This window comes from Pseudomonas sp. (genome assembly GCF_050739775.1).
In the GTDB taxonomy this organism is placed as follows: Bacteria; Pseudomonadota; Gammaproteobacteria; order Pseudomonadales; family Pseudomonadaceae; genus Aquipseudomonas.
In genome coordinates, this window is record NZ_JBOICA010000034.1 from 1 (window position 1) to 26,100 (window position 26,100).

Sequence of the window (26,100 nt, forward strand, 5' to 3'; positions counted from 1 at the left end):
GGGCAAGCCCGCTCCCACAGTGCCATTTCTGTGGGGGCGGGCTTGCCCCGCGATCATTTCCACCAGGGCGCATCCAACCGCCCGTCAGACGCAATATATTTCTACATCTCCCCCCTTCCCAAAGCCTTGGCGAAGCATAGAATGGCGGCGGGTTTTCTCCCAATAACGATAAACTTGCCCCCCGTTTCCTCATCATGTCCGAACATAATCCTTGTTTGAACTGCGGCGCCTGCTGCGGGTATTTCCGTGTGTCATTTTTCTGGGGTGAGTGCACATCGGCGGGAGGCTTGGTGCCCGACGACCTGGTGGTACAGATCAACCCTACCCGGGTGGCGATGATCGGCACCGACAGCAAACCCTGCCGTTGCATCAGCCTTGAGGGTGAGATCGGCAAAGGCGTCAGCTGCAGCATTTACGAACAGCGCTCCAGCCCTTGCCGCGAATTCGAGGCGGCCTGGGTCGATGGTCAGCCCAACCCGAGTTGCGATGCCGCTCGTGCGGCCTATGGCTTGCCACCACTGGAAGCCAACGAGCCGATCTGGCCAGATGAAGGGGCTGAAGTCGCCTGATGACGGTGATGCCAGGTCTGGCAACCTTGAGGTAGACTGTGCGGCTCTTCGGACAGGACAGGCGTTCTACCCGTGCCGCACCCTCACGCATATCGCTGTGATCATTGATGATCGCTAACCGCTACGTCTCAATCACCCTGCTGCTGTTTTTGGCGAGCCTGTGTTTCAACGCCATGTACATGACCGGGGACGGGCGCCTGCACGCGTTGCAAGCGTTGCTGTATGGTCCTTGGGGCCTGGTGTTCGGCATGTTTGGCTGGTTCGCCAATCCCTTGTTGGGGTTGGCGATTGTGTTGCACCGTCGTTGGCGCTGGGTATCGCTGGCGCTGGGATTGGGCGCCCTGGGCCTGGCATTGAGCAGTGTCGGGATCGACCGAATGCCCGACAACCGCAGCTACAACTTCGTCAACCTTACCCACTTCGCGCCAGGGTTTTATCTCTGGTTGCTGGCGATCTCCGGCTTTTGCCTGGGGCAAGCCTGGTGGTGTCGCCAGACACGTCAGGGCGTGCCGATTCCAGGCTGGCACTGGTTGGACGGCGCACTGATTGTGATACTGGGTTTGGTGATCCATTTTGCCCTTCAAGCGCCCAGCCTCAGGTTTGAATTGAATCGCGCCCTGGAGCCGCAGCCGACTATCCAGCCCATTGATCCTGACACCATCTAGCGCGTCGTCGAAGTTCCCCATTGCACCACCAGCATGCCGAGCACGATCAGGCCAACCCCGGCCAGGCGCAGGCCGTTCACTGGCCGCTGCGCCAGGCCCATCAGTCCCCACTGATCGATCAGCAAGGATGACAACACCTGACCGGCAATCACACAGACGATGAAGCCGGCAGCGCCCAGGCGCGGGGTGAGCATCAGCGCCGCGGTGATGTAGGCGACTCCGGCCACGCCGCCCAGCCAGGCCCACCAGGGCGCTTGGGCGAGGGCGCCGACCTGCGGCAGCGGCGCGCGCAACACCAGTAGGGCCGGAATCACCATCAGCACACTCACCCCCAGGGACACCAATGTTGCCCACAGCGGATGGCCGAGCAAACGCCCCAGGGCGGCATTGCTGCCGGCCTGAAAGGGCACCGCCGCACCCGCCAGCAAGGCGATGACCAGCGGCAGCAGGGCGGCGGGGGCGAAAGACAGACTCATGGCAAGACTCCTTGAAGATGGCTTGCTAAAGTCTTGGCTATCCATTTTGTTAATGGAAATTCGAATGCTGCACAGGAGTTATTCGTCTTATGGATGATCTGCGCCGTATTGATCTGAACCTGTTGCTGACCCTGCATGCCTTGCTGGTCGAGCAGCATGTATCACGCGCCGCCATGCGCCTGCACCGCAGCCAGCCAGCGGTCAGTCATGCCCTGGCGCAGCTGCGTGAACTGTTTGCCGATCCGTTGCTGGTGCGCCGGGGTGGACGCCTGCAGGCCACGGCCCGCGCCCTAGCCCTGATCGAGCCGCTGCAGCAGGCCCTGGAGCAGCTCGACGGCTTGCTTGCCCAGCCCGGCTTCGATCCGCGCAAGGCGCGCCGCAGTTTTCGCCTGGCCATGTCGGATTATGGTGCGCGGGTGGTATTACCGGGGCTGATGCGGGTGTTGCGTGATGAAGCGCCGGAGATTGATCTGGTTGTCATCCAGGGCAGCCGGGAGGCGATGCTGGGGCATTTGTTCGATGGCGAGGCCGACCTGGCGCTTGGGGTGTTTCCGGAACTGGCCGCCGAATTGCGCGTTGAAACGCTGTTCGAAGAGCGCTTTATCTGTATTGCTGATCGTAGCGGCTTGCCGCCTCGCGGTGGGCTCGGTCTGGCCGATTGGCTGGCGCGCCCGCATGTGCTGGTGGCGGTACGGCCCGGCATCGACAACGAGATCGACCTGGCCCTCAGCGCCATTGGCGCCCGTCGCCGCGTCGCCCTGACATTACCGCACTGGGCAGCGGCACAGGAGGTGATTGCCGGAACCGACCTGGTCCTCACTGTTGCCCGGCGCAGCCTCGACATCGGCAGGCTTGATCCGCGTCTACGCCGTTTTGAGCCACCGCTGGCGATCAAGGCATTCGGTTTTCAGCAGGCCTGGCACTCGCGTCGGGAGGGCGAAGCGGGGCATCGCTGGTTGCGCGAGCGAGTGGCCCAAGTGTGTGGCCGGTAGGAGGGGTTATTGTGCGAGAGACTTTCGCCCTGCATGCTCAGCCACCTTTACAAGGAGTTCCACTCATGAGACATCCTCTGCTTACCATCGCATTGCTGACCGCCATTGCCCCCTTCGCCGTTGCCGAAAACGATTCGCCGGCCTACAGCCAGTGCATGCAAAGCGCCCAGTCCACCCTGGACATGAACAACTGCAACGGCGCCGAGATCGGGCGTCAGGACGCCCGCCTCAACAGCGCTTACAAGCAGGCCAAGGCTGCGCTTGAGCCGGCTCAGCAAACCAAATTGCTCGATGCCCAACGTTTGTGGATCAAATACCGCGATGCCAACTGCAAGCTCTACTACAGCCTCACCGGCGGCACCATCGATCAGCTCAATGGTGCGGGCTGTGTGCTGGACATGACCAAGGCTCGTGCAGATGAACTGCTCAAGCTGATCGAGCCCGCATAAGCCGGGTTATCGATGCCGGGCCGCGCGTGCCCGCAGGTATTCGCGCACTTCGACCCGATTGCCGGAAAACTCGATGCGCTCGGCTTTGCTGTCGCGATGGAAGGCATACATCGGGTCGTAGTATTCGCTGAGCAGGCCGCTGATCCAGGCGCGGTGCAGGTCGACCGCGCCACTGCGCTGCTGCTCCTCCAGGGCTTGTTGCAACAAGGCTGACAGGCGTTGGTAGCGCTCACCGCCCAGGCGCTTGAGAATGTTGCCCATGCTCTGCTGCAGGCGCTCTGCGAACAGCTTGAAACCTGGTTCGCCACCGTGCAGGGCAACGAACTCGGCACACAGGTTGATCACATAGTCGCCGAGGATGCGTTCGACACGGTTGTCGAAACTGTCTTCCAGCCACACCAGCGGGTAATGCTGCATGCCCTGGTACAGCTCCAGCGGTAGCGAGCAACTGCCGACGATACGGCCTTCGTCTTCCAGTACCAACTGCTCGATACCCCGAGCGCGCTTTTTCAGCAGGTCGATGGCCAGGCGGTTTTCGAAGTCGATTTGTGCAGGCTGGCCTGTGGCACGTTTGCCGAAACTGGAGCCACGATGGTTGGCGTGACCTTCCAGGTCTACCGCGTTATCCAGCATCTGCAGCACTTCGGTTTTACCTGTGCCGGTAAGGCCGCCGATCAGCACAAAGTCGCATTCGGCAACCGCTTGCTGGGTGGTTTCAAACAGGAAGTTACGCATGGCTTTGTAGCCACCGATTACCTTGGGGTAGTGGATGCCGGCTTCATCCTTGAGCCACTGCTGGACGATCTGCGAGCGCAGGCCGCCGCGAAAACAGTAGAGATAACCCTCGGGATTGGCCTGGGCGAAGGCGGCCCAGGCAGTAATACGCTCATCCTTGGTCCGGCCGCTGACCAGTTGATGGCCGAGGGCAATGGCGGCCTGTTGGCCCTGCTGCTTGTAGCAGGTACCGACCTTCTGGCGCTCCAGGTCATTCATCAGCGGCAGGTTGATCACACCGGGGAAGGCGCCCTTGGCAAATTCGACCGGAGCGCGCATGTCCATCATCGGTGTATCGTTCAAGAACAGCTGGCGGTAGTCGGTGCTGTTGTCACGCATTACAGCACCTCAACCGCATGGCGCTGTCGCTCGACCAGCTCGCCGATCGGCGCCAGGTTCAGGCCTAGCTCGGCGGCGACAGCGAGAAACTCCGCTTCACCTTCAGGTGCTACGGCTATCAGCAGACCGCCACTGGTTTGCGGGTCGCACAGCAGGTGCTTCTGCTCGTCGCTCAGCGGGGCGATCTTCTCGCCGTAGCTGTCGAAGTTGCGCAGGGTACCGCCAGGCACACAGCCTTCGGCCAGGTAGTGCTCGACGCTCGGCAGGCGCGGCACGGCGTTGTAGTTCAGGCGCGCACTCAAGCTGCTACCGTCAGCCAGTTCCACCAGGTGGCCGAGCAGGCCGAAGCCGGTAACGTCGGTCATCGCCTTGACGCCCGCCAGCTTGCCGAAACGGCTGCCGGGGGTGTTGAGGGTGCACATCCAGTCGCGGGCCAGTCCTTTGTCCTGGCCGCGCAGTTTGGATTTTTTCTCCGCAGTGGTGAGGATGCCGATGCCCAGTGGCTTGGTCAGGTACAGGCGGCAGCCCTGGGTGGCAGTGTCGTTGCGCTTCATGTGGCGCTTTTGCACGACACCGGTCACCGCCAGGCCGAAGATAGGCTCGGGGGCATCGATGGAGTGACCGCCGGCCAGAGGAATACCGGCCTCGGCGCATACAGCGCGACCGCCGCGAATCACTTCGCGGGCCACTTCCGGGGCCAGTACATTGATCGGCCAGCCGAGAATGGCGATGGCCATCAGCGGGTCGCCGCCCATGGCATAGATATCGCTGATGGCGTTGGTGGCGGCGATGCGGCCGAAGTCGTAAGGGTCATCGACAATCGGCATGAAGAAGTCGGTAGTCGAAACCACGCCGCGCTCGTCATCGAGGGCGTAGACTGCCGCGTCATCGCGCGAGGCATTGCCGACCCAGAGTTTCGGGTCCAGTGCCTGGGTGCCACTTTCGGCGAGAATCACCTCGAGCATCTTCGGAGAGATCTTGCAGCCGCAACCGGCGCCGTGGCTGTACTGGGTCAGACGAATCGGCTCGCTCATACGCACCTCGAAAAATCGTGAGGCTCGATTGTAGCAAAGCTGGTCTTTGCGCTGATGCCTCTTATAATTCCGGAGCCAGCCTGATGTTGGCTGTTTCCCCGCTATTGAACCGGAGAATCCCTCATGCTCAAACGTCCCTTGGCGCTGTTCGCCGGCCTCGTGCTGTCTTGCTCGTCTTACCTGGCCCAAGCGGCCGATACCCTGCGGGTCAGTGCCATCCCTGACGAGGCACCGACCGAACTGCTGCGCAAGTTCAAGCCGCTTGGCGAATACCTGGAGCAGAAGCTGGGTATGAAGGTCGAGTTCGTACCGGTGTCCGACTACCCGGCAGTGGTCGAGGCGCTGGCCACCGACCGCCTGGACATGGCCTGGCTGGGCGGCTTTACCTTCGTTCAAGTGCACCTGAAGAGCCCGACCGTGACGCCACTGGTGCAGCGCGAGCAGGACGCCAGGTTCACCAGCAAGTTCATCACCGCCAACCCCGAGGTCAAGAGCCTGGCCGACCTTAAGGGCAAGACCTTTGCCTTCGGCTCGATTTCGTCCACCTCCGGTAGCCTGATGCCGCGTTACTTCATGCTCAAGGACGACAACATCAAACCTGAAAACTACTTCAGCCGCGTCGCCTATTCCGGTGCCCATGACGCCACCGCTGCCTGGGTCCAGGCCGGCAAGGTCGATGCGGGTGTGCTCAACGCCAGTGTCTGGGAAAAGCTGGTGGCCTCGGGCAAGGTCGACATCAGCAAGGTCAAGGTATTCGCCACTACTCCGAGCTACTACGACTACAACTGGACCGTGCGCGGCAGCCTCGACCCGGCCTTGAAAGAGAAAATCAAACAGGCCTTCCTGGCCCTTGATCCGGCCAAACCAGCCGACAAGGCGATCCTCGATCTGCAGGCGGCCAGCCGCTTCATCGAAACCAGCCCGGACAACTACAAGGGTATCGAGGAGGCTGCTCGCGCTGCTGAGTTGCTCAAGTGACGATCCAGCTTAACGGCACGAGTCTGCGTCATGCTCAGGTTCAGGCATTGCACGCGATTGACCTGCAGGTTGAGGTTGGCGAGCGGGTGGCGATCATCGGTCCTTCGGGCGCCGGCAAGTCCAGCCTGCTGCAACTGATCGCCAGCGCCATGGCGCCCACCACCGGTAGTATCGAATTACTCGGTGAAGCACCGTGGCGGCTGTCAGCGCGTGCGCGCCAGCGCCTGCGTGCGCGGATCGGTCTGATCCATCAGGCACCGCCGCTGCCACCCCGGCAGCGGGTGGTGACCGCGGTGCTGGCCGGGGGCCTGGGGCAATGGAGCACCCTGCGCGGACTGCTCAACCTGTTGCACCCCTCGGATATACCGGGCGTACGTGCCGTGTTGTCCGGGCTGGGCATGGCCGACAAGGTCTTTGCCCAGTGTGGGCAACTGTCCGGTGGGCAATTGCAGCGAGTCGGTATCGCCCGGGCCTTGTACCAGCAGCCGGAGATTCTGCTCGCCGATGAGCCGGTCTCGGCCATGGACCCGGTGCTGGCCGAACATAGTCTGAAGATTCTCAATCAACATGCCAGCGAACGCGGCATCACCCTGGTCGCCAGCTTGCATGCGGTGGAGCTGGCGCTGGCGCATTTCCCCCGGGTGATCGGTATCCGCGAAGGGCGGGTGGCGTTCGACCGCCCGGCGACTGAGGTTTCCAGCGACATGCTTGATGCGCTCTATGCCAACGAACACTTGGGCTCGCCACAAGTGCCGCTGCCGATGCTAAACCTGCAGATTCCGCGATGCTGACGGCCGATAAGCGCGATCCGGCAGCGCTGCCCAGGCTGCTGCTGACCCTGCTGGCGATAGCCTTGCTGTGGCCCGGCATCCACTTGAGCGAGCTTGATCCCGGTGTTCTGTTGCAGGCTGACAATCGCCGTGAGATGGGCAATTTCGTCAGTGCCTTCTGGCCACCGGCACATGCCCCTGATTTTCTTGCCCTGTTATGGCAAGCCACGCTGCAAACGCTGGCGGTGGCCACGGCAGGCATGAGCCTGGCGTTGCTCCTGGCGATTCCGGCCAGCCTGTTGGCCAGCCGGGCGCTGTCCCTCGGCGCGGCCTCACGCGGCGGTCGCCTGGGGTTCTGGTCGCGCACCGTGCGCCTGCCGGTGCGCGGGTTACTGATCTTTCTGCGCAGCGTGCCGGAAATCGTCTGGGCGCTGCTTTTCGTCCGCGCCGTAGGCCTGGGCCCGACTGCCGGTGTGCTGGCCATCGCCATCACCTACAGTGGCATGCTCGGCAAGGTCTACGCGGAGATCTTCGAATCGGTGAACCAGCGTCCGGCCCACGCGTTGTTGCAGGCCGGCAGTAGCCGTCTGAGCGCCTTCTTCTACGGCATTCTGCCGGATGCGGCGGCGGAGCTTGTGTCCTATACCGTCTATCGTTGGGAATGCGCGATTCGTGCTTCGGTGGTGATGGGCTTTGTCGGCGCAGGTGGGCTGGGGCAGCAGATCGACTTATCGATGCGTATGTTCGCGGGCGCCGAAGTGGCGAGCATGCTGCTGGCCTTCCTGGTGCTGGTGTGGCTGGCAGATCAGCTCAGCCGTTTGTTGCGCGGGAGGCTGGCATGAGGCGGCTGATCAACGCTTCGCTGATTATGACCCTGTTGGCAGCGGTGGTGGCTTCGTTTGCTTATTTGAGTCTCGACTTGCAGGCGCTGCTCGGCAATGGCGGGCTGGGGCAGATGGGCGCCTATGCGGCGCGCTTCCTCAGCCCTGACCTGAGCCCCGAACATTTACGCGCAGTGGGCAAAGGCGCGCTGGAAACCCTGGCCATGTCCGGCCTGGGCACGCTGCTCGCGGTCATCCTCGGGCTGTTGTTGGCCTTGCCGGCAGCAGGGCGTTTCGGTTGGCCGTTGCAAGGTGTTGCGCGTTTACTGCTCAATGCCCTGCGGGCGATACCGGAGTTGGTCTGGGCGGCGCTGACGGTGCTGGCGGCGGGCCTGGGTCCGAATGCCGGTACCCTGGCGTTGGCCTTGCACACCTCGGGTGTGCTTGGCCGCCTGTTTGCCGAAGCCCTGGAAAATGCCCCGCCGGAACCGGCCGCGGCCATTCGCCTGCAGGGTGGCAGCCAGGTCACTGCATTCTGCTTCGGCACCTTGCCCAACCTCTGGCCGCAATTGCTGGCTTACAGCCTGTACCGCTGGGAAAACAACATCCGCATGGCCAGCGTGCTCGGCTTTGTCGGCGCGGGTGGCCTGGGGCAGATGCTCTACACCACCTTGAGCCTGTTCCAGGAAGCCCAGGCCAGCACGGTGATCATCGCCATGCTGGTGCTGGTGCTGCTGGTGGATGCCTTAAGTGACTTGCTCAGGCAACGTTTTGTGCGGGCCTAGCGGATGTACTACAGTGCTTGCTTCATCTGCACCAGCGCAACCCGCGTGTTGCCCGGCCCTTGGCGCTCCTCGATAGCGAAGGGCACAAAACCCAGCTGTGGATACAGCAACAACCCAGCGGTATTGCGGTTGAAGCAGGACACCCAGACTTCGCGGGCATCGAACTGGCGGCGGGCCAGCTCAATCATGCTTTGCACCAGATACCGCGCCACACCATGGCCACGGGCGGCGGGGGCCACCACCACATTGCCGAGGGCACAGACACCGCCTTGCTCGGCCTTGTAGAAGTTGGCAAAAGCCAGCACCGTGCCGTCGCCCTCGACCACCGTCGAACCAGCACGCTGAGCGATGGCGTCGCTCAGTTGCGCCGGTGTCAGCGGGAACTGGGCCTTGGGGAACATGTAGAACAGCTCGTCGGGGCCCTGGGGGAAACCGCAGATGATGGCGATGTCCTGGGCCTGGACGGGGCGATGGGTCAACTGCATAAGGTGGCTCGCTCAAGGGGGCAGAGAGAGGAATCCTACACTGCCTGAATGGTTGCTGACTGGCAGGCGCGTTGATGCGATGACGCCTACAGGCTCACATCATCGACAATCGCCTTGGCCGTCTTGAGTAATCCTTGAGCTGAGGGGGCCGACCTATCGCCGGCAACGCCGGCTCCTACAATGAATGGCGTACATCCGACCCTGTAGGAGCTGGCATTGCCAGCGATCGAGCGCGAAGCGGCGCCGTCAACATTCGACCCCATCAACTGCCAGACTGGCCTGCAACCAAGTACTAAAACTACGCGTCAACGGGCTCTTCTCACTGTCCCGATGTATCAGACAACTCCAGTCAGGGCCACGCACCGTTTGCGCACACAGCGGCTGCAATAGCCCCTGCGTGCGCGCCTGTGTTGCAAGCAGCTGGCTGACCAGCGCGATGCCATGGCCAGCGCAGGCCGCGTCGAGCAGCAGGCCAGGGTCGGAAAAGTTCAGGCCGTTGCTGCGCTGGCCTACATGCTCACCCCCCTCAACCACCCAATGACTCCAGTCCATTTCCCGTTCGCCATGTAAGGTGGTGCGCTGTTCTGCGGGCACCTTGAGCAAATCAGGATGGCAGGCCGGATAAAGACGATCGCGAAACAGGGTCAGGTGACTGCATTCTGCCTGGGCACTGAGGTCATCGCGCAGGCTCAGGTCGATGGTTTGCGTGGCCATGTCCGGCGGATCAAAGCTGGTGAACAACCACAGATCAACTTCGGGATGCTGGCGATGGAAATCCCCCAGGCGCGGCAGCAACCAGTGACGGGCGAATGCCGGGGTGGTGTTGACCACCAGCTGATTGGGTTTGCGGTACTGTTCCAGGCGCCGGATGCCTACGGACAGCTGCTGCAGCATCGCCTGGGTGGTGCTTTGCAGGTCATAGCCGGCGTCGGTCAGGCTGACGCTACGGCCACTGCGATAGAACAGCGGTTGTTCCAGGAACGTTTCCAGGCTGCGTATCTGCTGGCTGATCGCAGATTGGGTCAGGTGTAGCTCTTCGGCAGCCTTGTGGAAGCTACCGAGGCGGGCGGCGGCTTCAAAGCCGCGCAGCGCGTTCAAGGGTGGCCAGTGCTTGAGCATTGATAAGTTCTACTAATCAGTTGTCAGCTAAATCTATCGTTTGTTAGCGCAATTATGAAGCCATAGCATTGAGTTTCTTACCGCAGCAGCGGTTTTCAGTAATTAATATCACTTAACTGAAAGGTGAGAAGCATGCAGTGCAATGGCGATCTGAACAGTGGTTGGTTCATGCCCGCAGAGTGGGTGAACCATGCAGCGACCTGGATGGTCTGGCCCCATAATCAGCAGTTGTGGGAGTCCGGCTGGGGCGTGACCCTGGCGCAGGTTCAGGTGGACTTTGCCCGTGTTGCCAATGCCATTGCCCGCTTCGAACCGGTCAAGATGGTCGTCGATCCTTCTGCCCGGGCCAGCGCCAGCGCTTTGTGCGGTGCGAACATCGAGCTGATCGAACTGGCGGTCAATGACAGCTGGTGCCGCGACTCCGGTCCGAGCTTTATCTGCCACCCGCAGCAAGGGCTGGCCGGTGTCAGTTGGCGTTTCAACGCCTGGGGCGGCAAGTCGGCGCATGACCTCGACGAAAGCCTGGCCCGGCGCGTGCTCAACCAGCTCGGCCTGGACTGCTTTGGTACGGCCTTGAGTAACGAAGGCGGCGCCATCCACGTTGATGGCGAGGGCACGCTGATCACCACCGAGTCGGTGTTGCTCAACCCCAACCGTAATCCGGGAATGACCAAGGCAGAGATGGAAGCGATCTTCACGCGTTTCCTGGGCGTGAAAAAGACCATCTGGCTGCCGGGTGATCCGGACTATGTCACGGGTGACATGACCGATGGCCACGTCGATGGCGTCTGCGCCTTTGCCCGTCCCGGCGTATTGCTGGTCGATGCAACCCGTGACCAGAGTTCGGTGTATGCCCAGGTCGCGCGGGAAAATCGCCGGGCGCTGGAGCTGGCCACCGATGCCCAGGGCCGTCGCTTTGAAATGATCGAACTGTATGAAGCCAGCGAGGCGGTGGATGTCGATGCCGAAGTGTTCTGTGCCTCTTACACCAACTTCTACATCGCCAATGGCGCCATCATCATGCCGGCCTATGGCATTGAAGCCGACCAGGTCGCGGCCGAGGTGCTGGCCAAGGCATTCCCCGGGCGCGAAGTGGTACCGGTGCAGATCAATCATCTGGCACATGGCGGTGGTGGCGTGCATTGCATCACCCAACAGCAACCGGCCTGGCCAGTGAAGGGGTGATGCCATGAGTATGCTGACCGTTGCCACCACGCAGATGCCTTGCACCTGGGATTTGCAGCACAACCTTGATCAGGCCGAGCAACTGGTGCGCGAAGCGGCTGCCCAGGGCGCCGAGGTAATTCTGCTGCAGGAGTTGTTTGCCACGCCGTACTTTTGCATTGAGCAGCATCACAAACACTTGGCCCTGGCCGAGGAGTATCAACACAGCCAGGTGCTCAAGCGCTTTGCCGCTTTGGCTGGGGAGTTGGGTGTGGTGCTGCCGTTGAGCTGGTTCGAGAAGGCTGGAAACGCCTACTTCAACTCGCTGAGTGTGGCCGATGCCGATGGCCGTCTGTTGGGGGTGTATCGCAAGACCCACATCCCCAACGCTATCGGTTATCAGGAGAAGGAGTATTTCAGCCCTGGCGATACCGGCTTTCGCGTCTGGGACACAGCCTTCGGGCGCCTCGGGCTGGGTATCTGCTGGGACCAATGGTTCCCTGAGACTGCGCGCTGCCTGGCGCTGATGGGAGCCGAGGTGTTGCTGTTTCCGACCGCAATCGGCTCTGAGCCGGGCGCTGCCGAGCTTGATTCGCGTGATCACTGGCAGATGGCGATGCGCGGCCACGCGGCAGCCAACATCCTGCCGGTGGTGGCAGCCAATCGCGTTGGTCTCGAGGCGGCGACCACCGATCCCGAGCTGCAAATGACCTTCTACGGCTCGTCCTTCATCTGCAATCACAAAGGCAAGATGCTGGTCGAAGCTGACCGCGAAACGCCTGGTGTTCTGCTGCAGCAGCTGGACCTGGCGGCGATGCGTGAGGAGCGTCTGACCTGGGGAATTTACCGTGATCGCCGCCCGGAGATGTACGCCGCGCTTCTGGGTCTCGATGGCCGTCAAGTCAATGTATGCTGGAAGACTCAAGGGGTTTGACATGAACATCAGCCAAAAGCGTTTGCTGCTAACCCTCGGCATTGTGCTGGGGGCCACCTTGACCACGGCGCACGCGCAGGAAAAGACCCTGCGCCTGTACAACTGGGCCGATTACTTTGCCGAGGACACCCTGTCCAGGTTTACCGCCGAAACCGGGATCAAGGTGATCTACGATGTCATGGATGGCAGTGAAGTGCTGGAGGCCAAGCTGATGACCGGCGGTAGTGGTTATGACTTGATCTTTCCGGGGGACACCGTGGCCGAACGGCTGATGCGTGCCGGCAGCCTGCAGGCGCTGGACCCTTCGAAGCTTGAGGCGCTGGCTGATGTCGAGCCAGGCTTGCAGAAGCTGCGCACCCATTACCCTCACGCCAGCAAGGCCACGGTGCCGTACACCTGGGGCACCATCGGTCTGACCTACAACGACGAGCAGGTCCGCCAGCGTATGGCGGATGCGCCAGTCGACAGCCTGGACCTGCTGTTCAAGCCAGAACTCGCCGCCAAGTTTGCTGATTGCGGGATCTCGATAATTGACTCACCGGACGAAGTGCTGGCCGTGGTCCTCAACTACCTGGGCCGCGAACCGCGCAGCGCCAAGCGCGAAGACCTGGCCGCCGCCAGCGAACTGTTGCTCAAAATCAGGCCGTACATCCGCAAGTTCCAGTCGCAACCGGTGACCGACCTGGTCAACGGCAACCTGTGCCTGTCACTCGGTTACAGTGGCGACATGACCCAGGCCCAGCGCACGGCTGATTCGGCTGGCAAGAAGGTCAGCTTCCAGTACCGCATCCCGCGTGAAGGCACCACGGTGTGGATGGACAACATGGCGATTCCGGTAGATGCCAAACACCCGGAGTACGCCTATACCTTTATCAACTTTGTCATGCGCCCGCAGAACATGGCGGCCATCAGCAACTTCACCGGTTACCCGACCTCGAACGCCAAGGCGCGCCCGGATGTCGACCCGCAGATGCGTAACAACCCGGACATTTACCCGGCAGATGTCGTCTTCGAGCGCCTGGTTACCGGCAAGGATATCCCGCAGTCCGACATGCGCGCGCGGATGCGGGTGTGGACCAAATTCAAGACAGCGCCGGGCAATTGATTGCACGGTACTTGATGACTGTAAAGCGAATTGATAGAGAGACAAACAGATGCCAACGCGTCGTGATTTTATAAAACAGGTTTCAGCGACCGCAGGCTTAGGTTTGGTCGCGTCCATGGGCTTTGGCCTGAGTGCTCCTCGGGTGCTGGCTGCTGGCAGTGATGAATGGTTCATGCCTGATGAAAGTGAAAAACATAAATGCGCCTTCGTGGCCTTTGCTGCGCAAGAAGCCATCTGGGAAGACTTCACCGCTGACGTGCAGGAGGCTATCGGGTTGATCGCCCGCACCATTGCCCGCTACCAGCCCGTTATCGTGCTGTGCCGTGACAGCGAGCGGGACCTGGCTGAAGAGCTGTGTGGCAGCGACAACACCACCTTTGTCACGACCGAGCTCGATGACATCTGGATGCGTGATATCGGTGCCAACTTCGTCATCACCGAAGCGGGTGACCTGGGTGCGGTCGATTTCAACTTCAACGGTTGGGGCAATAAGCAACAGCACGCCAATGATGCCCGTGTGGCGAGGTTGGTGGCAAAAAATGCCAAGGCGACCTACCTGCGCAGCGAACTGGTGGGCGAGGGCGGCGGCATCGAAGTGGATGGACACGGCACCGGGATCATCACGGAAAGCTGTTGGATCAATGCCAACCGCAACCCCGACTGGAGCAAGGCTGAAGTTGAAGAAGAGCTGAAGGCGCGCCTGGGGCTGCGCAAGATCATCTGGTTGCCCGGCATCAAGAACAAGGACATCACTGATGCCCACGTCGATTTCTATGCGCGTTTTGTTAAACCTGGCGTGGTCATCGCCAACCTCGACACTGACCCCGACTCCTACGACCACAAGGTGACACTGGCTCACCTGGAGATACTCAAGAGCGCGACAGACGCCGATGGCCGCAAGCTCAAGGTGCATACGGTGTCGCCACCGTTGAAGCCGCGCAACAGCCGGTTCAGCAAGAACAACCCGGACTTTGCTGCCGGTTACATCAACTACTTCGTCATCAATGGTGCGGTGATTGCCCCGCAGTTTGGCGACAAGGCGGCCGATACCAAAGCCTTTGATTTGTTGACTGAGCTTTACCCGGATCGTGAGGTGGTACAGCTGAACATCGATGCCATCGCAGCGGGAGGGGGTGGCATTCACTGCGTGACCCACCAGTTGCCTCAGGTCTGAACCTGCGCTTGGAGCGCAGGGCTCACTGAACCGTGGAACCGACCCGCGCCGGCTGCCTGTGCTGGCGTGTCGGCAGCATGACCCCGAGCGCTGCGACGATAAAGATGATAAGTGCGAACTCAAAAGTCCCAGCGTGTACTCAACATGAAGTTGCGTGGTTCACCGTAGGCTGCAGAGTTATAGAAACCGACGTTGGTGTAGTAGGACTTGTCGAAGAGGTTGTTGATGTTCAGCGTTGCCGAGAGGTGCTCGCTGAACTGATATCGGCTCATCAGATCCACCAGCCAGTAAGACTCCTGGGAGATGTCTTCATAATGCCCCAAGGGTGCGTTGTAGATCGATTGCCAGCCCACGCTCTGCCAGCGTACCCCGCCGCCGACGCTCAGGTTTTCCAGGCTGCCGTGGAGTTTGTAGCTGGTATACAGGCTGACCTGGTCTTCAGGTTCGAAGGTTGAGATTTTGACGTCGTTGTCATCGCGCACGATCTTGTGGGTGTAGCCGGCCTGTACTTGCCAGCCTGGGCTGAGCTCTCCGGAAATCTCCAGCTCATAGCCTTTGGTCACAGCCTGGGTGCCTTTGAAGGCGTAGTTGGGCGGCGTGGGTTTCAGGTTGTTGTAGTCGTCATCGGGCGTGGAGCGGTTGTCTTCATGCACTTCGAAGTAGGCCAGGCTGCTGTTCAGGCGACCCTCGAAGAAGTCCGCTTTCAGGCCCAACTCATAGTTCCACAGACTGCCCGCTGGTGTAACGCCAGCGGGACATCACATACAGCCCCAGTCCTATGAGTACGCCACCCGCTATCTCATGCCGGGTGGGAACCTGACCGGTTAAGCCAAAAGAAATCAAGGCGGCGAAAAGTGGACAGAGAAACAGAAAACCACTGGTTTGTACGGATCCACCGATTTTCAGTGCGGCGAACCAGAGACCCATGGCACCGGTCGATGCCGGGATGGCAAGCCATAAGAACATGCCCCAGTGATACGCTGTGGTAGGGAGGGCTAATTGTTGTGGGCTAAGCACTGCGATCACGGCCAATATCATCGAGCCCAGCAACATCTGCCAAAACGTTACCAGCCAAGGGGAAAGCGCAAGGTTAAATTTCTTGTTAAGAACGGTTGAGCATGCCCAGCAAATTGAGGCCAGTATCACCAAGCCTTCGCCATACCCCACACTCATTGAACCTGTTGGGCTGATGCCAATGCAAATGACAACGCCGATGAATGCCAGTAGCAAGCCACCGAGAGCCACTGGCGAAGAGCGTTCTCCAAGAAACAACCAGGCCAGCACCACAACCAATAAAGGATTGCTCGCCATCAAAGTGGCGGCCGTAGAAGGTGAAGTCGAGGTCAGACCGATATTCAGAAAAGCCATTACCCCCGCCGTCTGGAAAGAACCCAGAACAAGGGTTCTAAGCCAGGGGATTTGCTTCAGATTTAACTTCTGCCGACACATGAGTAGAAAAACAAAGGGTAATAAAGAAACCGCTGCGACAAAAAAACGTGCGGAAGCCGTCCATAAGGGCGGCATTGCGCTCATCACGATTTTTGTGCTCACAAACGAAGGTCGTGGCTAAAACTCATCGTTTTGTCTGCTCGATAGTTATTTGTGGCGCGTTGCTCATTAGGAATCTATTCGTCAGCCAGCAGTCGAGCGCACAGGTCTGCCCGTACTGGCGCGAATTGATCTTTTTAAATGGACGTGTCAATCGCTGGAAAAACTTATCTCGGGACGTGCCTGATACCTCGCCCAAAAGCAGCGGGGAGTATGAATGCGAGCTTGTATGGCGAGATAGAGAACCCCTTGTATTGCACGGGATGATCCTCCGCATTGTGCACGAGGCGGTTTGGCCATGCGGAGTGAGGGAGTGGGAGGGTGGCAAAAAAGCTAAGTTCCATCGTCCTGCCTCTTGGTAAATCGTTTACCTGAGTGTAAGCCATAGGCCTTGCCCTACATGGCCACAGCACCATCGCAATCCGCCAATGTTCAAGAGCGTCGCACAGGGAAATGCGATATCACTCACATATGATTACGCTTTATCGTACAGCTGTCCATGTTGTTGAAGCATACCAAAGCATTGTGCTGCGGCATCAGCAGTTGAGCGCTCCGGCCTGAACCCATGAGCGTTCGGATCGGCGATGGTCTCCGCGATTGGTTCCAAGACCAGCAGATACAACGCCTGTATGGCCCGGCATCTCATTGCGAGGATTCCGAGGGGGCTCGTCTTACTGTTTCTCTTCGGAATAAGGACTCTCCGAAGCAGAAACGATGAGTAGCCTCGCCGATCAGTTCGTGCCATTTATCCACCGGCATCTGGCTGGTTGCCAGCGTCGAGTGCTGGCCGTAGCGGTCGTCCAGCAGCTCCAGCATGTCGCGCCGTTGTTCGGCGGTAAACGGTGCCAGGCCCCAGTCGTAGCTGATACCACTGGCTTGACCGTCAGAAAGAAGGAAGCGCAACGGTGTGCCGTTGGCGTCGCAGAGCATATGGATCTTGGTTGTCAGGCCGTCACGGCTGCGACCTAGAGCGTGATCGGCAGGGTCATCAGGCCCCCTTTTTTACCGGCACCTGATGAGGCCCGGGTTGCTCGAACCGCTGTTGAATCGATCATCCAGGTTTGCAGGTCGATCAAGCCTTGGTCGTTGAGTCTGATGTGCAACCTCTTGAGCATCTGATCGAACATCCCACGCCTCCGATCCCTGGTCGAGTATGGCTAAACGAATGATCGTTCCCACAGACGCAGGAACGATCTCCTGTCTGATCAGGTAATGACAATCCCATCCGCTGACAGGCTGTTAAGCCCCACTCCCACCAACGTCACCGAGTCACTGCCAAAGGTGAGCACCGTATCATCGCCCACCTCCTTTGCATGAGCATGGTAATCGTACTGCTCGCCTACCCCATCCACGCCCATGAACACTAGCTTGTCGGTAGACTGGTAACCGATGATCTGGTCCTGACCAAAGTGCCCACTGAACAGGAAGGAGTTTTCCCCTCCGCCCGACTCCATCAGATCATTGCCGGCACCGCCCACGAACACATCGTTGCCCTTGCCGCCGATTAGGTGATCATTGCCGTCCAGGCCAAACAGCCAGTCACCGCCGGCATGGGCCTTGAGCACATTGTCGCCTGTATCGCCCTTGACCGATGACGCATAGGCCGTGAGGTCCTTGCCCGTCAGCAGGCCTTTGTCGGTGACGCTATGGGTAACGTCCTTGTTGAAGAAAAACAGGTAGCTTTCCTCGCTCACCAGCGCGCCAATGTCGCGAGTTATAGTGATGCCGCCGTAACCGTCGCGGATATAAAGGGTGCCGGCGCCATCGTTGGCGACGTCGACGTTTTTCAGCGACTGCTGTAAGTCCAGGGTGTTGTAGCCCGAGCCGCCGAGGATGATGTTATAGCCGCCGCTGTCGCGGAAGGTGTCGTTGCCGTCTCGTCCTTCTAAATAATCATTGCCACGGCCTCCCTGGATCAGGTCGTTTCCATCGCTGCCGATGATGAAGGTGCTTCCCTTGTGCGGCTCGGCGTTGAGGTTGAGGTCCTGCACCCAGGTATTGTCCCGGCTCGGATCCGACAGGTTGGCGACGATAATCGTAGAGTCCCGGGTGGTCAGATCGTAGAACTTGGACTCAAGAATACGTGTCATGCCATCGCCGTAGGCGCTGGGTAGGTGTGCCACTGAGGCCGGCAAACTGAATACGGAAAACGGCAGCATCTTGCCTAAGATCGATGCATAGTGGTCATTGAAATTGACGATGTTGTCGGTAGTGGCCTCATGGGGTTTGTCGTGTAGCCCTAAGGTTGGCAAGATAGATACGCCATCAATGGCGCGGAACACAGGGTCATTTTCATAACCGATGTTCAGCACCTTGTCGCCAAGGCTTTGGGTCGGTGAAGCGAAGGTCACGTAATTCGCATCCTTATAGAACCCCGACCAACTATCGTTGCTCAAATCTGCCATGCTGTTAGCTGCCAGGCCACCGAGGCTGTGACCACTGACCACCATGTTATGGCCCGTCAGACCTTGGGCTTTGGCGAAATCAGCGATCTTGCCGAGTAACGTGCCAAAGGCTTCTCCCGAATAGTTTTTTGCATAGTTCAAGGCCGCCAGCGCATCATTGATAAAGTCGCCAATGGTGTCGCTGATCAGGATTTCCCGCGGGCCTGAAGTACCCCGGAAGGCAATTCCGATTTCCAGGAGTTTACCGGCCGCGTCGTACTTACCTAGCACCTCCATCTGGGCAGTGGTGTACCCCGGCTTTTCGCCAAAGAAAGTGCCCCGCGCATCGACCTTGCCGCCATAGTCCAGAGCACTGGCACTGATAGGTGTCCAGCCGGCCTTTTGCACCGCGATCAAGGCGGCCTTTTCCGAGTCGGGATTCCAGGGAATTCCTGGAATCAAACCCTGAGAGCTGGTACTGCCGAATAGTGTCTGGATCACGGTCGCCGGCAAGCCAAGGCCTAGACCATAGTGCTGATAACCCGCAGCAAAGCCGTTATCGAGATTGTGGTAGGAATACATAGCAATTGCCATGGCATCGGCAAACAATGCTTTGGAGCTTTCAGTTCCGAGGTTTTTGTAGTCGTAGACACCCATGGTGTTGCCCCGCTTTTGTGGTGGTTATCTGGTAAATACGCTCTCATTGCCCACAGCCATCGGCCAGTGTTTGACATTATGTTACTGCCTGCTGAGAGCCCCGCTATGGGCATGAAAACTCTGGCGTGCGCTCTTCTCAGTAGAGATTGACAACAAACTGTAGCCTCCCAGCATCCACTAATGATGCCGTTGCAGGGGCATGCCAGTTGCTTGTGCAGCGAATACCTAGCCTAGCCACAACGGGTGTCAGGCGCAGGCAAAACAGCACTAGAAAAACTGCCAGCTCAAACCTTAACACCATTGCTAGTGGCCTTGCCTAACGCTTGGTTCAGGCGTGCCACTCGGGGAGCCACCCGAGATAACGTGTTAGCTAAACCTCCCTCCTGAATCACTAGATCCGCCTCGGCTATTATCTTTAGATTTCGTCAGAGATGGCTTTTTTATATTGTTTGTGACCCATTTTTGCATGTTATCTACGCTTGTGAATTCTAGACCAGCTGCTCGTCTGTCGAGCGGATTTGAGATTAGTAGCTCCAAATAACCATTGGCATTGCTTTTGCCTCCAAGATTTAATAGCCATTTTATGTGCTGATTAAAATCTGCAAAGCCCCTGACTTCTTTTCCAACAATAAGCGAGTCAATAAAGTCGTTTTGTTATTTTCTTGTTTACTTGTCTGGGAATTCAATATATTTAAAGTTATCACCCCAAAAACTCTTTGTTGGAAATCTCATTAAAGTAAATATTAGTCTCAGTTGTTATTTTGTTTGATTTGTCGCTCCAGGCTGCGAAGTGACATTTGTCATGCAGGGGGGGCGTATATTTTTTGTTGATATAGAGCATCGCCAAGCTGAAGTTTTTTCTTCTTTTTTACTTCGAGCGGAAGATCCCCTCGCTATACTTAAACTCTATAATTGCATATTGAGTATGATCGGTGAATAAGTAGTCAGCTCCTACCACTCTATCTTGACTGTCTAGCGATGCCGATGCGTAAATGTATTTTTTGTCGCGAGCGGCTTGCTCAAAATTATCTTTGAATAGGTTTTCTACGGATTTTTCATATTTGTATTTGATAGTCAATACTTTATTGCCTTTTAGGTACTGGACGAACCGACAGGATGTAGTGGTCAACTAATCCCGGACACTGCGTTAAGTTTTTCCTCAGCCACGGCGGGCGCCAACCCGCTGTTGAACTGATGCGGTCGTTGCCAGTTGTAGCGCCGCATCAAAAACCGGCCGATATCCTGCTGTGCCAGCGAAGCGCTCATGTAACCCACTGTCGGTAGCGGACCGTGCCGAGGCGGGCTGCGGTGAAGATCGCCATCCATGCAGCAATCCGCGTAGGCAAGCGGCTAGTGGTCGTACTCAGCGCTTGAAGAAATTCTGGCAGCTCGTTCTCGCGTAGATGCGGATAGTGCTGCGGTGGGGGAGGGGCCAGCGCGATAGCGTGAAGCTCGGACGCGGGATTGTTCTCATACAATCCTCGTGCAATCGCCTGACTGAAAATCTGCTTGAGCCAGGTGCGCGTCTTAGCGGCCACATTGAACGCACCACGCTTCTCGATGCTGGCCTGCAATTTTGCACAGTCAGCCCGCGTGATCTCTTCCAGCGGCTTCGATCCAAGCGCTGGTAAAGATCTTTGTCGAGGTAATCACGGATTTTCTTCAGCGTCGCCCGGCTACGGCCGGAGTCAGCCTTGAACTGATACCAGTACTCGGCGGCCCGCTTGAAGGTGTTGAGTCCGGCTTCGCGTTTCTGGTGTTTGTCTTCCAGTGCCTTCGCGCCAGGGTTGATGTCGTTCTTCACCAGTCAGCGGCACTCGGCGGCTTTCTCACGAGCTTCCTGTAACGACACCTGCGGCCAGACACCAAGGGACATTTTCATCGACCGGCCACGATATGCGTACCGGAAATGCCAGTACTTGCTCCCGTTGGGGTGAACCAGAAGGCCAAGACCCGAACTATCACCCTGCGTGTATTGCTTGTCAGTCGGCTTGGAGGCTTTGATTTGCAAGGCTGTAAGGGGCATATCTGTACACCTCCAATCCTCGAACTGGAATCTGTGCGGAAAATGTACCAAAAGGAGCGTGGCTGGCAAGGGACGGGGATAGACCCCCAGAGACCAAAAAGCCCGCAGTTAGCGGGCTCTAGGGGTATTGCGTAGCCGTCGTTGGACGGCTATGTACATCAATTGGTGCCCCGAGGGAGACTCGAACTCCCACTCCTTTCGAAAACGGATTTTGAATCCGCCGCGTCTACCAATTCCGCCATCAGGGCTTGTGGCGGCGAAGTATAGAGAGGTGCCTACCGTTGGTCAATCAGGTTTCATGGTCAATTTTCGTCTTTTCGGCTAAACTTTGCGGCCCTGTCGAACCGAACACCATCATGCGCGTCGCTGATTTTTCCTTTGAGCTCCCTGATTCCCTGATCGCTCGCCATCCACTGGCGCAGCGCCACAGCAGCCGGCTATTGACCCTGGACGGGCCGAGCGGGGCGCTGGCTCATCGCCAGTTCACCGATCTGCTCGAGCATCTGCGCCCGGGCGATCTGATGGTGTTCAACAATACCCGGGTGATTCCGGCACGTCTGTTTGGCCAGAAAGCCAGCGGCGGCAAGCTGGAGATCCTGGTTGAGCGGGTGCTGGATAGCCATCGGGTTCTGGCCCATGTGCGCTCAAGCAAGTCGCCCAAGCCCGGCGCGCAGATTCTCATCGACGGTGGTGGCGAGGCCGAGATGGTCGCCCGTCACGACGCACTGTTCGAGTTGCGTTTTGCCGAAGAGGTGCTGCCACTGCTCGACCGCGTCGGGCATATGCCCCTGCCGCCTTATATCGACCGTCCGGATGAAGGCGCCGATCGCGAGCGCTACCAGACGGTGTATGCCGAACGTGCGGGTGCCGTTGCGGCACCGACTGCCGGGCTGCATTTCGATGAAGAGCTGATGGCCAAGATCGCTGCCAAGGGCGTGGAAACCGCCTTTGTCACCCTGCACGTCGGCGCTGGTACCTTCCAGCCCGTGCGGGTCGAGCGCATCGAAGACCACCACATGCATAAAGAGTGGCTGGAGGTCGGCCAGGACGTGGTCGACGCCGTGGCTGCCTGCCGTGCCCGTGGTGGGCGGGTGATCGCCGTGGGTACCACCAGCGTGCGTTCGCTGGAAAGTGCTGCCCGGGACGGTGTGCTCAAGGCATTTAGCGGCGACACCGACATCTTTATCTTCCCGGGCCGGCCGTTTCATGTGGTCGATGCCCTGGTCACCAACTTCCATTTGCCTGAATCCACGCTGCTGATGCTGGTTTCGGCCTTCGCCGGTTACCCCGAGACCATGGCTGCCTACGCGGCGGCGGTCAAGAACGGGTACCGCTTCTTCAGTTACGGTGATGCCATGTTCATCACCCGCAATCCGGCGCCGCGCGGCCCCGAGGATCAAGCATGAGTCGCACCTGTCGTATGTCCTTCGAATTGCTGGCCACCGACGGCAAGGCCCGCCGTGGCCGCCTGACGTTCCCCCGTGGTGTGGTCGAGACCCCGGCGTTCATGCCGGTGGGCACCTATGGCACGGTCAAGGGCATGTTGCCGCGGGACATCGAGGCCATCGGTGCGCAGATGATCCTGGGTAACACCTTCCACCTGTGGCTGCGCCCGGGTACCGAGGTGATCAAGGCCCACGGCGACCTGCACGACTTCATGAAGTGGCAGGGCCCGATCCTCACCGATTCCGGTGGCTTCCAGGTGTTCAGCCTGGGTGCCATGCGCAAGATCAAGGAAGAAGGCGTGACCTTCGCCTCGCCGGTCGATGGCTCCAAGGTGTTCATGGGCCCGGAAGAGTCGATGCAGGTGCAGCGTGACCTGGGCTCCGACGTGGTGATGATCTTCGACGAATGCACCCCGTACCCAGCCGATGAAGACGTCGCACGTATTTCCATGGAGCTGTCGCTGCGCTGGGCCCAGCGTTCGAAGAACGCCCACGGTGACAACACCGCGGCGCTGTTCGGTATCGTCCAGGGTGGCATGCACCAGGACCTGCGCATGCGCTCGCTCGAAGGCCTGGACAAGATCGGCTTCGATGGCCTGGCCATTGGCGGCCTGTCGGTGGGCGAACCCAAGCACGAAATGATCAAGGTGCTGGATTACCTGCCAGGCCAGATGCCGGCTGACAAACCTCGTTACCTTATGGGGGTAGGCAAGCCGGAAGATCTCGTTGAGGGTGTGCGCCGCGGCGTCGACATGTTCGATTGCGTGATGCCCACGCGCAACGCGCGCAACGGTCATCTGTTTGTCGATACCGGCGTGCTTAAAATCCGTAACGCGTTCCATCGCCATGATGATTCGCCACTGGATCCGACCTGTGACTGCTACACCTGCCAGAACTTCTCCCGTGCTTATCTGCATCACCTGGATAAGTGCGGCGAAATGTTGGGCAGTATGTTGAATACGATCCATAACTTGCGCCATTACCAGCGTTTGATGGCTGGTTTACGCGAGGCTATTCAACAAGGTACATTGGCCGCCTTTGTCGATGCCTTTTACGCCAAGCGCGGGCTGCCTGTGCCGCCCTTGGACTGATGTTCTGCCGATTCCTAACAAGTACTGATTGCAACTGGAGTGCTAAATGAGCTTTTTGATCCCTGCCGCTTACGCGGACGCTGCTGCCCCTGCCGCCGGTCCTGCCGGAACCGGTTTTGAGTGGATTTTCCTGGTTGGCTTCCTGGTCATCTTCTACCTGATGATCTGGCGTCCACAGGCCAAACGCGCCAAAGAGCAGAAGAACCTGCTGAGCAACCTGCAAAAAGGTGATGAAGTTGTCACCAACGGCGGTATCGCCGGCAAGATCGTCAAGGTTGCCGATGACTTCGTGGTGCTGGAAGTGTCCGACAACGTTGAGCTGAAGTTCCAGAAGGGCGCCGTTGCCGCGACCCTGCCAAAGGGCACGCTCAAAGCGATCTAAGTTTCAGTTTTTTTCCAATCGACGGGGCGCGCAAGGCGCCCCGCGTCTTGAACGGGCGGCGTGATGCTGAACAAATACCCTCTGTGGAAATACGTACTGATCCTGGCGGTACTGGCGATCGGTTTTATTTATTCCGCTCCCAATCTCTACCCTGATGATCCGGCCGTCCAGGTCAGCGGTGCCAGCACGGCGCTGCAGGTCACTCAGGCGGATCTGGATCGCGCGAGCAAGGCGCTCGTCGAGGCCGGTATCCAGGTCAAGGCCGCGAGCCTTGGCGAGAAGGGCAAGGGCGCGCTGGTGCGCCTGAGCAAGCAGGAAGATCAACTGCCAGCCAAGGATGTAGTGCGCAAGGCACTGGGCGATGACTATGTAGTAGCTCTGAACCTGGCCCCGACTACCCCGCAATGGCTGCGCAACCTGGGCGCAAGCCCGATGAAGCTGGGTCTGGACCTGTCCGGTGGTGTGCACTTCCTGCTCGAAGTGGACATGGACAAGGCCATGGCAGCCCGCCTGAAAGTCTACGAAGGTGAAGTCAAAAGCCTGCTGCGCAAAGAGCGCGTGCGCTATCGCAGCCTGCCGCAACAAGAGGGTGGCATTCAGCTGGGCTTCTCCGATGATGCCTCCCGCGAACAGGCCCGCAGCCTGATCCGCAAGAATTTCAATGATTTCGAGCTGACCACCACCGAGCGTAATGGCCTGTCGGTGCTGCGTCTGGCGATTACCCCGGCCAAGGTCGCGGAAATCCGTGAATACTCGATCAAGCAGAACCTGACCACGGTCCGTAACCGGGTCAACGAGCTGGGCGTGGCCGAGCCGCTGGTCCAGCGCCAGGGTGCCAACCGCATCGTGGTCGAGCTGCCGGGTGTGCAGGACACCGCCGAAGCCAAGCGTATCCTCGGCAAGACCGCCAACCTGGAGTTCCGTCTGGGTGCTGAGCCGGGTGCTTCCAAAGCCACCACCGAAACCTTCGAGTTCCGCGAAGGCGGCCGTTCGGCAGCCGTCGAGCGTGGCCTGATCATCACTGGTGACCAGGTCACCGACGCCCAGGCCAGCTTCGACGAGCAAGGTCGCCCACAGGTGAACATCCGTCTGGATGGTCATGGTGGCGAACTGATGAGCCGTGCGACCCGCAGTAACGTCGGTCGTAGCATGGCGGTGATTTTCATCGAACAGCGTCCAACCACGCGCTATGAAAAGCAGATGGTCGGCGGTGTCGAGAAAGACGTCGCCATCCAGACCTTCACCGAAGAGAAGAAGATCATCAGCCTGGCGACCATCCAGTCGCCACTGGGTAGCCAGTTCCGCATCACCGGCCTGACCGGTCAGGGCGAATCCTCGGAACTGGCCTTGCTGCTGCGTGCCGGTGGCCTGGCCGCGCCGATGTACTTCGCTGAAGAGCGCACCATCGGCCCGAGCCTGGGCGCCGACAACATCACCAAGGGTATTGATGCATCGCTGTGGGGCATGCTGTTCGTTTCGCTGTTCATCATGGCCATCTATCGTTTCTTTGGCCTGATCGCCACCATCGCCCTGGCCGGTAACATGGTCATGCTGCTGGCGTTGATGTCGCTGCTGGGTGCAACCCTGACCCTGCCGGGTATTGCCGGTATCGTTCTGACCATGGGTATGGCGGTCGACGCCAACGTGCTGATCTTCTCGCGGATCCGCGAGGAACTGGCCAATGGCATGTCGGTACAGCGCGCTATCCACGAAGGCTTCAACCGTGCCTATACAGCAATTGTCGATGCCAACCTGACTACCTTGCTGGTCGGCGGCATTCTCTTCGCCATGGGTACCGGTCCGGTCAAAGGTTTCGCGGTTACCATGTCCCTCGGGATTTTCACCTCGATGTTCACGGCCGTCATGGTTACCCGCGCAATGGTCAACCTGACCTGCGGTGGGCGTGATCTCAAGAAGTTGTGGGTTTAAGGGGC

The 26,100-nt window shown here is 59.2% G+C and carries 25 protein-coding genes, 1 tRNA gene and 4 pseudogenes; 16 read left to right on the plus strand and 14 right to left on the minus strand.

Features of this window, described 5'->3' with window-relative positions:
• Window positions 1–194 precede the first annotated feature (194 nt).
• Both ACRESH_RS17920 and ACRESH_RS17925 read left to right on the plus strand, forming a co-directional pair.
• Window positions 195–569, plus strand: a complete 375-nt coding sequence (locus ACRESH_RS17920; protein WP_431743236.1) for a YkgJ family cysteine cluster protein — start codon at window positions 195–197, stop codon at window positions 567–569.
• Between the two features lie 107 nt (window positions 570–676).
• Window positions 677–1,234, plus strand: coding sequence for a hypothetical protein (locus ACRESH_RS17925; protein WP_431743237.1), 558 nt, complete (start codon window positions 677–679; stop codon window positions 1,232–1,234).
• Here the strand turns inward: ACRESH_RS17925 and ACRESH_RS17930 are convergent.
• Window positions 1,231–1,710: a DMT family transporter gene (locus ACRESH_RS17930; RefSeq protein WP_431743238.1), complete on the minus strand. Its 480-nt coding sequence runs from the start codon at window positions 1,708–1,710 to the stop codon at window positions 1,231–1,233. The two genes, ACRESH_RS17925 and ACRESH_RS17930, sit on opposite strands and share 4 nt — an antisense overlap.
• An 89-nt stretch (window positions 1,711–1,799) precedes the next feature.
• Here ACRESH_RS17930 and ACRESH_RS17935 point away from each other — a divergent pair, with 89 nt between their 5' ends.
• Together ACRESH_RS17935 and ACRESH_RS17940 are read left to right on the plus strand one after the other, a co-directional pair.
• The gene (locus tag ACRESH_RS17935) at window positions 1,800–2,702 is read left to right on the plus strand and encodes a LysR family transcriptional regulator (protein WP_431743239.1); all 903 of its coding nucleotides are present in this window, start codon (window positions 1,800–1,802) and stop codon (window positions 2,700–2,702) included.
• Between the two features lie 65 nt (window positions 2,703–2,767).
• Entirely contained in the window at window positions 2,768–3,151 is a 384-nt protein-coding gene (locus tag ACRESH_RS17940; protein WP_431743240.1) for a lysozyme inhibitor LprI family protein, read from the plus strand.
• 6 nt (window positions 3,152–3,157) lie between these two features.
• Here ACRESH_RS17940 and mnmH read toward each other — a convergent pair whose 3' ends face one another.
• A complete protein-coding gene (gene mnmH / locus ACRESH_RS17945) occupies window positions 3,158–4,264 on the minus strand; it encodes a tRNA 2-selenouridine(34) synthase MnmH (protein ID WP_431743241.1) in 1,107 nt (368 codons plus the stop codon).
• Window positions 4,264–5,298 (minus strand): selenide, water dikinase SelD, encoded by a 1,035-nt coding sequence (gene selD, locus ACRESH_RS17950; protein WP_431743242.1) that lies wholly within the window; start codon window positions 5,296–5,298, stop codon window positions 4,264–4,266. Before selD ends, mnmH begins: the two co-directional genes overlap by 1 nt.
• A 123-nt stretch (window positions 5,299–5,421) precedes the next feature.
• Between selD and ACRESH_RS17955 the strand changes: the two genes are divergently transcribed.
• From ACRESH_RS17955 to phnE, 4 genes are read left to right on the plus strand one after another with little or no spacing between them, the layout of a single operon-like run.
• Window positions 5,422–6,276, plus strand: a complete 855-nt coding sequence (locus ACRESH_RS17955) for a putative selenate ABC transporter substrate-binding protein (protein WP_431743243.1) — start codon at window positions 5,422–5,424, stop codon at window positions 6,274–6,276.
• Window positions 6,273–7,067, plus strand: a complete 795-nt coding sequence (locus tag ACRESH_RS17960; protein WP_431743244.1) for a phosphonate ABC transporter ATP-binding protein — start codon at window positions 6,273–6,275, stop codon at window positions 7,065–7,067. The genes ACRESH_RS17955 and ACRESH_RS17960 overlap by 4 nt, the downstream gene beginning before the upstream one ends.
• Window positions 7,061–7,888, plus strand: coding sequence for a PhnE/PtxC family ABC transporter permease (locus ACRESH_RS17965; RefSeq protein ID WP_431743245.1), 828 nt, complete (start codon window positions 7,061–7,063; stop codon window positions 7,886–7,888). The genes ACRESH_RS17960 and ACRESH_RS17965 overlap by 7 nt, the downstream gene beginning before the upstream one ends.
• The gene (phnE, locus tag ACRESH_RS17970) at window positions 7,885–8,652 is read left to right on the plus strand and encodes a phosphonate ABC transporter, permease protein PhnE (protein ID WP_431743246.1); all 768 of its coding nucleotides are present in this window, start codon (window positions 7,885–7,887) and stop codon (window positions 8,650–8,652) included. Before ACRESH_RS17965 ends, phnE begins: the two co-directional genes overlap by 4 nt.
• A gap of 8 nt (window positions 8,653–8,660) precedes the next feature.
• Here phnE and ACRESH_RS17975 read toward each other — a convergent pair whose 3' ends face one another.
• Window positions 8,661–9,137 carry an N-acetyltransferase family protein gene (locus ACRESH_RS17975; protein WP_431743247.1) on the minus strand — a complete coding sequence of 159 codons (477 nt, stop codon included), beginning with the start codon at window positions 9,135–9,137 and terminating at the stop codon, window positions 8,661–8,663.
• A 246-nt stretch (window positions 9,138–9,383) separates the two neighbouring features.
• Window positions 9,384–10,256, minus strand: a complete 873-nt coding sequence (locus tag ACRESH_RS17980) for a LysR family transcriptional regulator (protein WP_431743248.1) — start codon at window positions 10,254–10,256, stop codon at window positions 9,384–9,386.
• A gap of 132 nt (window positions 10,257–10,388) precedes the next feature.
• On the opposite strand from ACRESH_RS17980, the gene ACRESH_RS17985 reads away from it, so the two are divergent.
• Genes ACRESH_RS17985 through ACRESH_RS18000 form a run of 4 tightly spaced genes read left to right on the plus strand, consistent with a single transcriptional unit; the run spans window position 10,389 to window position 14,633 of the window.
• On the plus strand, window positions 10,389–11,441 hold the full coding sequence (locus tag ACRESH_RS17985; protein WP_431743249.1) for an agmatine deiminase family protein: 1,053 nt from the start codon (window positions 10,389–10,391) through the stop codon (window positions 11,439–11,441).
• A 4-nt stretch (window positions 11,442–11,445) separates the two neighbouring features.
• On the plus strand, window positions 11,446–12,354 hold the full coding sequence (gene aguB / locus ACRESH_RS17990; protein WP_431743250.1) for an N-carbamoylputrescine amidase: 909 nt from the start codon (window positions 11,446–11,448) through the stop codon (window positions 12,352–12,354).
• A gap of 1 nt (window position 12,355) precedes the next feature.
• Window positions 12,356–13,459 (plus strand): extracellular solute-binding protein, encoded by a 1,104-nt coding sequence (locus ACRESH_RS17995; RefSeq protein WP_431743251.1) that lies wholly within the window; start codon window positions 12,356–12,358, stop codon window positions 13,457–13,459.
• Between the two features lie 49 nt (window positions 13,460–13,508).
• The gene (locus ACRESH_RS18000; RefSeq protein ID WP_431743252.1) at window positions 13,509–14,633 is read left to right on the plus strand and encodes an agmatine deiminase family protein; all 1,125 of its coding nucleotides are present in this window, start codon (window positions 13,509–13,511) and stop codon (window positions 14,631–14,633) included.
• A gap of 119 nt (window positions 14,634–14,752) precedes the next feature.
• Here ACRESH_RS18000 and ACRESH_RS18005 read toward each other — a convergent pair.
• From ACRESH_RS18005 to ACRESH_RS18045, 9 genes and pseudogenes are all read right to left on the minus strand, one after another.
• Window positions 14,753–15,355: pseudogene (locus ACRESH_RS18005) on the minus strand (TonB-dependent siderophore receptor); the annotation flags it as partial.
• Window positions 15,348–16,184: a DMT family transporter gene (locus ACRESH_RS18010; protein ID WP_431743253.1), complete on the minus strand. Its 837-nt coding sequence runs from the start codon at window positions 16,182–16,184 to the stop codon at window positions 15,348–15,350. The gene ACRESH_RS18010 and the pseudogene ACRESH_RS18005, both read right to left, overlap by 8 nt.
• Window positions 16,185–16,898: 714 nt before the next feature.
• Window positions 16,899–17,039: pseudogene (locus ACRESH_RS18015) on the minus strand (ATP-binding protein); the annotation flags it as partial.
• A pseudogene (locus ACRESH_RS18020) lies at window positions 17,040–17,326 on the minus strand (IS5/IS1182 family transposase); the annotation flags it as partial.
• A 60-nt stretch (window positions 17,327–17,386) separates the two neighbouring features.
• Window positions 17,387–19,222 (minus strand): polyurethane esterase, encoded by a 1,836-nt coding sequence (locus ACRESH_RS18025; protein ID WP_431743254.1) that lies wholly within the window; start codon window positions 19,220–19,222, stop codon window positions 17,387–17,389.
• A 1,125-nt stretch (window positions 19,223–20,347) separates the two neighbouring features.
• Window positions 20,348–20,506: pseudogene (locus tag ACRESH_RS18030) on the minus strand (IS3 family transposase); the annotation flags it as partial.
• Window positions 20,485–20,796 carry a phage integrase central domain-containing protein gene (locus tag ACRESH_RS18035; protein ID WP_431743255.1) on the minus strand — a complete coding sequence of 104 codons (312 nt, stop codon included), beginning with the start codon at window positions 20,794–20,796 and terminating at the stop codon, window positions 20,485–20,487. The gene ACRESH_RS18035 and the pseudogene ACRESH_RS18030, both read right to left, overlap by 22 nt.
• Window positions 20,797–21,029: 233 nt before the next feature.
• Window positions 21,030–21,248 (minus strand): Arm DNA-binding domain-containing protein, encoded by a 219-nt coding sequence (locus ACRESH_RS18040; RefSeq protein ID WP_431743256.1) that lies wholly within the window; start codon window positions 21,246–21,248, stop codon window positions 21,030–21,032.
• A gap of 163 nt (window positions 21,249–21,411) precedes the next feature.
• Window positions 21,412–21,496 (minus strand) — tRNA-Leu (locus ACRESH_RS18045).
• A gap of 108 nt (window positions 21,497–21,604) precedes the next feature.
• Between ACRESH_RS18045 and queA the strand changes: the two genes are divergently transcribed.
• The 4 genes from queA to secD all read left to right on the plus strand — a co-directional run bounded on the left by queA (window position 21,605) and on the right by secD (window position 26,095).
• Window positions 21,605–22,654, plus strand: a complete 1,050-nt coding sequence (gene queA, locus ACRESH_RS18050) for a tRNA preQ1(34) S-adenosylmethionine ribosyltransferase-isomerase QueA (protein ID WP_431743257.1) — start codon at window positions 21,605–21,607, stop codon at window positions 22,652–22,654.
• Window positions 22,655–22,668: 14 nt separating this feature from the next.
• A complete protein-coding gene (gene tgt / locus ACRESH_RS18055) occupies window positions 22,669–23,784 on the plus strand; it encodes a tRNA guanosine(34) transglycosylase Tgt (protein WP_178082753.1) in 1,116 nt (371 codons plus the stop codon).
• Between the two features lie 46 nt (window positions 23,785–23,830).
• Window positions 23,831–24,166 carry a preprotein translocase subunit YajC gene (gene yajC, locus ACRESH_RS18060; RefSeq protein WP_010223473.1) on the plus strand — a complete coding sequence of 112 codons (336 nt, stop codon included), beginning with the start codon at window positions 23,831–23,833 and terminating at the stop codon, window positions 24,164–24,166.
• 63 nt (window positions 24,167–24,229) lie between these two features.
• Window positions 24,230–26,095: a protein translocase subunit SecD gene (gene secD, locus ACRESH_RS18065; RefSeq protein ID WP_431743258.1), complete on the plus strand. Its 1,866-nt coding sequence runs from the start codon at window positions 24,230–24,232 to the stop codon at window positions 26,093–26,095.
• The last annotated feature ends 5 nt before the right edge of the window (window positions 26,096–26,100 follow it).

Bases quoted from the DNA above. Each gene is read 5' to 3' on its own strand.
- ACRESH_RS17930 (WP_431743238.1), bottom strand. From the start codon at position 1,710: ATGAGTCTGTCTTTCGCCCCCGCCGCCCTGCTGCCGCTGGTCATCGCC.
- ACRESH_RS17940 (WP_431743240.1), top strand. From the start codon at position 2,768: ATGAGACATCCTCTGCTTACCATCGCATTGCTGACCGCCATTGCCCCC.
- ACRESH_RS17985 (WP_431743249.1), top strand. From the start codon at position 10,389: ATGCAGTGCAATGGCGATCTGAACAGTGGTTGGTTCATGCCCGCAGAG.
- secD (WP_431743258.1), top strand. From the start codon at position 24,230: ATGCTGAACAAATACCCTCTGTGGAAATACGTACTGATCCTGGCGGTA.
- queA (WP_431743257.1), top strand. From the start codon at position 21,605: ATGCGCGTCGCTGATTTTTCCTTTGAGCTCCCTGATTCCCTGATCGCT.
- phnE (WP_431743246.1), top strand. From the start codon at position 7,885: ATGAGGCGGCTGATCAACGCTTCGCTGATTATGACCCTGTTGGCAGCG.
- selD (WP_431743242.1), bottom strand. From the start codon at position 5,298: ATGAGCGAGCCGATTCGTCTGACCCAGTACAGCCACGGCGCCGGTTGC.
- ACRESH_RS17925 (WP_431743237.1), top strand. From the start codon at position 677: ATGATCGCTAACCGCTACGTCTCAATCACCCTGCTGCTGTTTTTGGCG.
- tgt (WP_178082753.1), top strand. From the start codon at position 22,669: ATGTCCTTCGAATTGCTGGCCACCGACGGCAAGGCCCGCCGTGGCCGC.
- ACRESH_RS18000 (WP_431743252.1), top strand. From the start codon at position 13,509: ATGCCAACGCGTCGTGATTTTATAAAACAGGTTTCAGCGACCGCAGGC.
- ACRESH_RS17920 (WP_431743236.1), top strand. From the start codon at position 195: ATGTCCGAACATAATCCTTGTTTGAACTGCGGCGCCTGCTGCGGGTAT.
- ACRESH_RS17955 (WP_431743243.1), top strand. From the start codon at position 5,422: ATGCTCAAACGTCCCTTGGCGCTGTTCGCCGGCCTCGTGCTGTCTTGC.
- aguB (WP_431743250.1), top strand. From the start codon at position 11,446: ATGAGTATGCTGACCGTTGCCACCACGCAGATGCCTTGCACCTGGGAT.
- ACRESH_RS18040 (WP_431743256.1), bottom strand. From the start codon at position 21,248: ATGCCCCTTACAGCCTTGCAAATCAAAGCCTCCAAGCCGACTGACAAG.
- mnmH (WP_431743241.1), bottom strand. From the start codon at position 4,264: ATGCGTGACAACAGCACCGACTACCGCCAGCTGTTCTTGAACGATACA.
- yajC (WP_010223473.1), top strand. From the start codon at position 23,831: ATGAGCTTTTTGATCCCTGCCGCTTACGCGGACGCTGCTGCCCCTGCC.
- ACRESH_RS17980 (WP_431743248.1), bottom strand. From the start codon at position 10,256: ATGCTCAAGCACTGGCCACCCTTGAACGCGCTGCGCGGCTTTGAAGCC.
- ACRESH_RS18025 (WP_431743254.1), bottom strand. From the start codon at position 19,222: ATGGGTGTCTACGACTACAAAAACCTCGGAACTGAAAGCTCCAAAGCA.
- ACRESH_RS17975 (WP_431743247.1), bottom strand. From the start codon at position 9,137: ATGCAGTTGACCCATCGCCCCGTCCAGGCCCAGGACATCGCCATCATC.
- ACRESH_RS17965 (WP_431743245.1), top strand. From the start codon at position 7,061: ATGCTGACGGCCGATAAGCGCGATCCGGCAGCGCTGCCCAGGCTGCTG.
- ACRESH_RS17935 (WP_431743239.1), top strand. From the start codon at position 1,800: ATGGATGATCTGCGCCGTATTGATCTGAACCTGTTGCTGACCCTGCAT.
- ACRESH_RS17995 (WP_431743251.1), top strand. From the start codon at position 12,356: ATGAACATCAGCCAAAAGCGTTTGCTGCTAACCCTCGGCATTGTGCTG.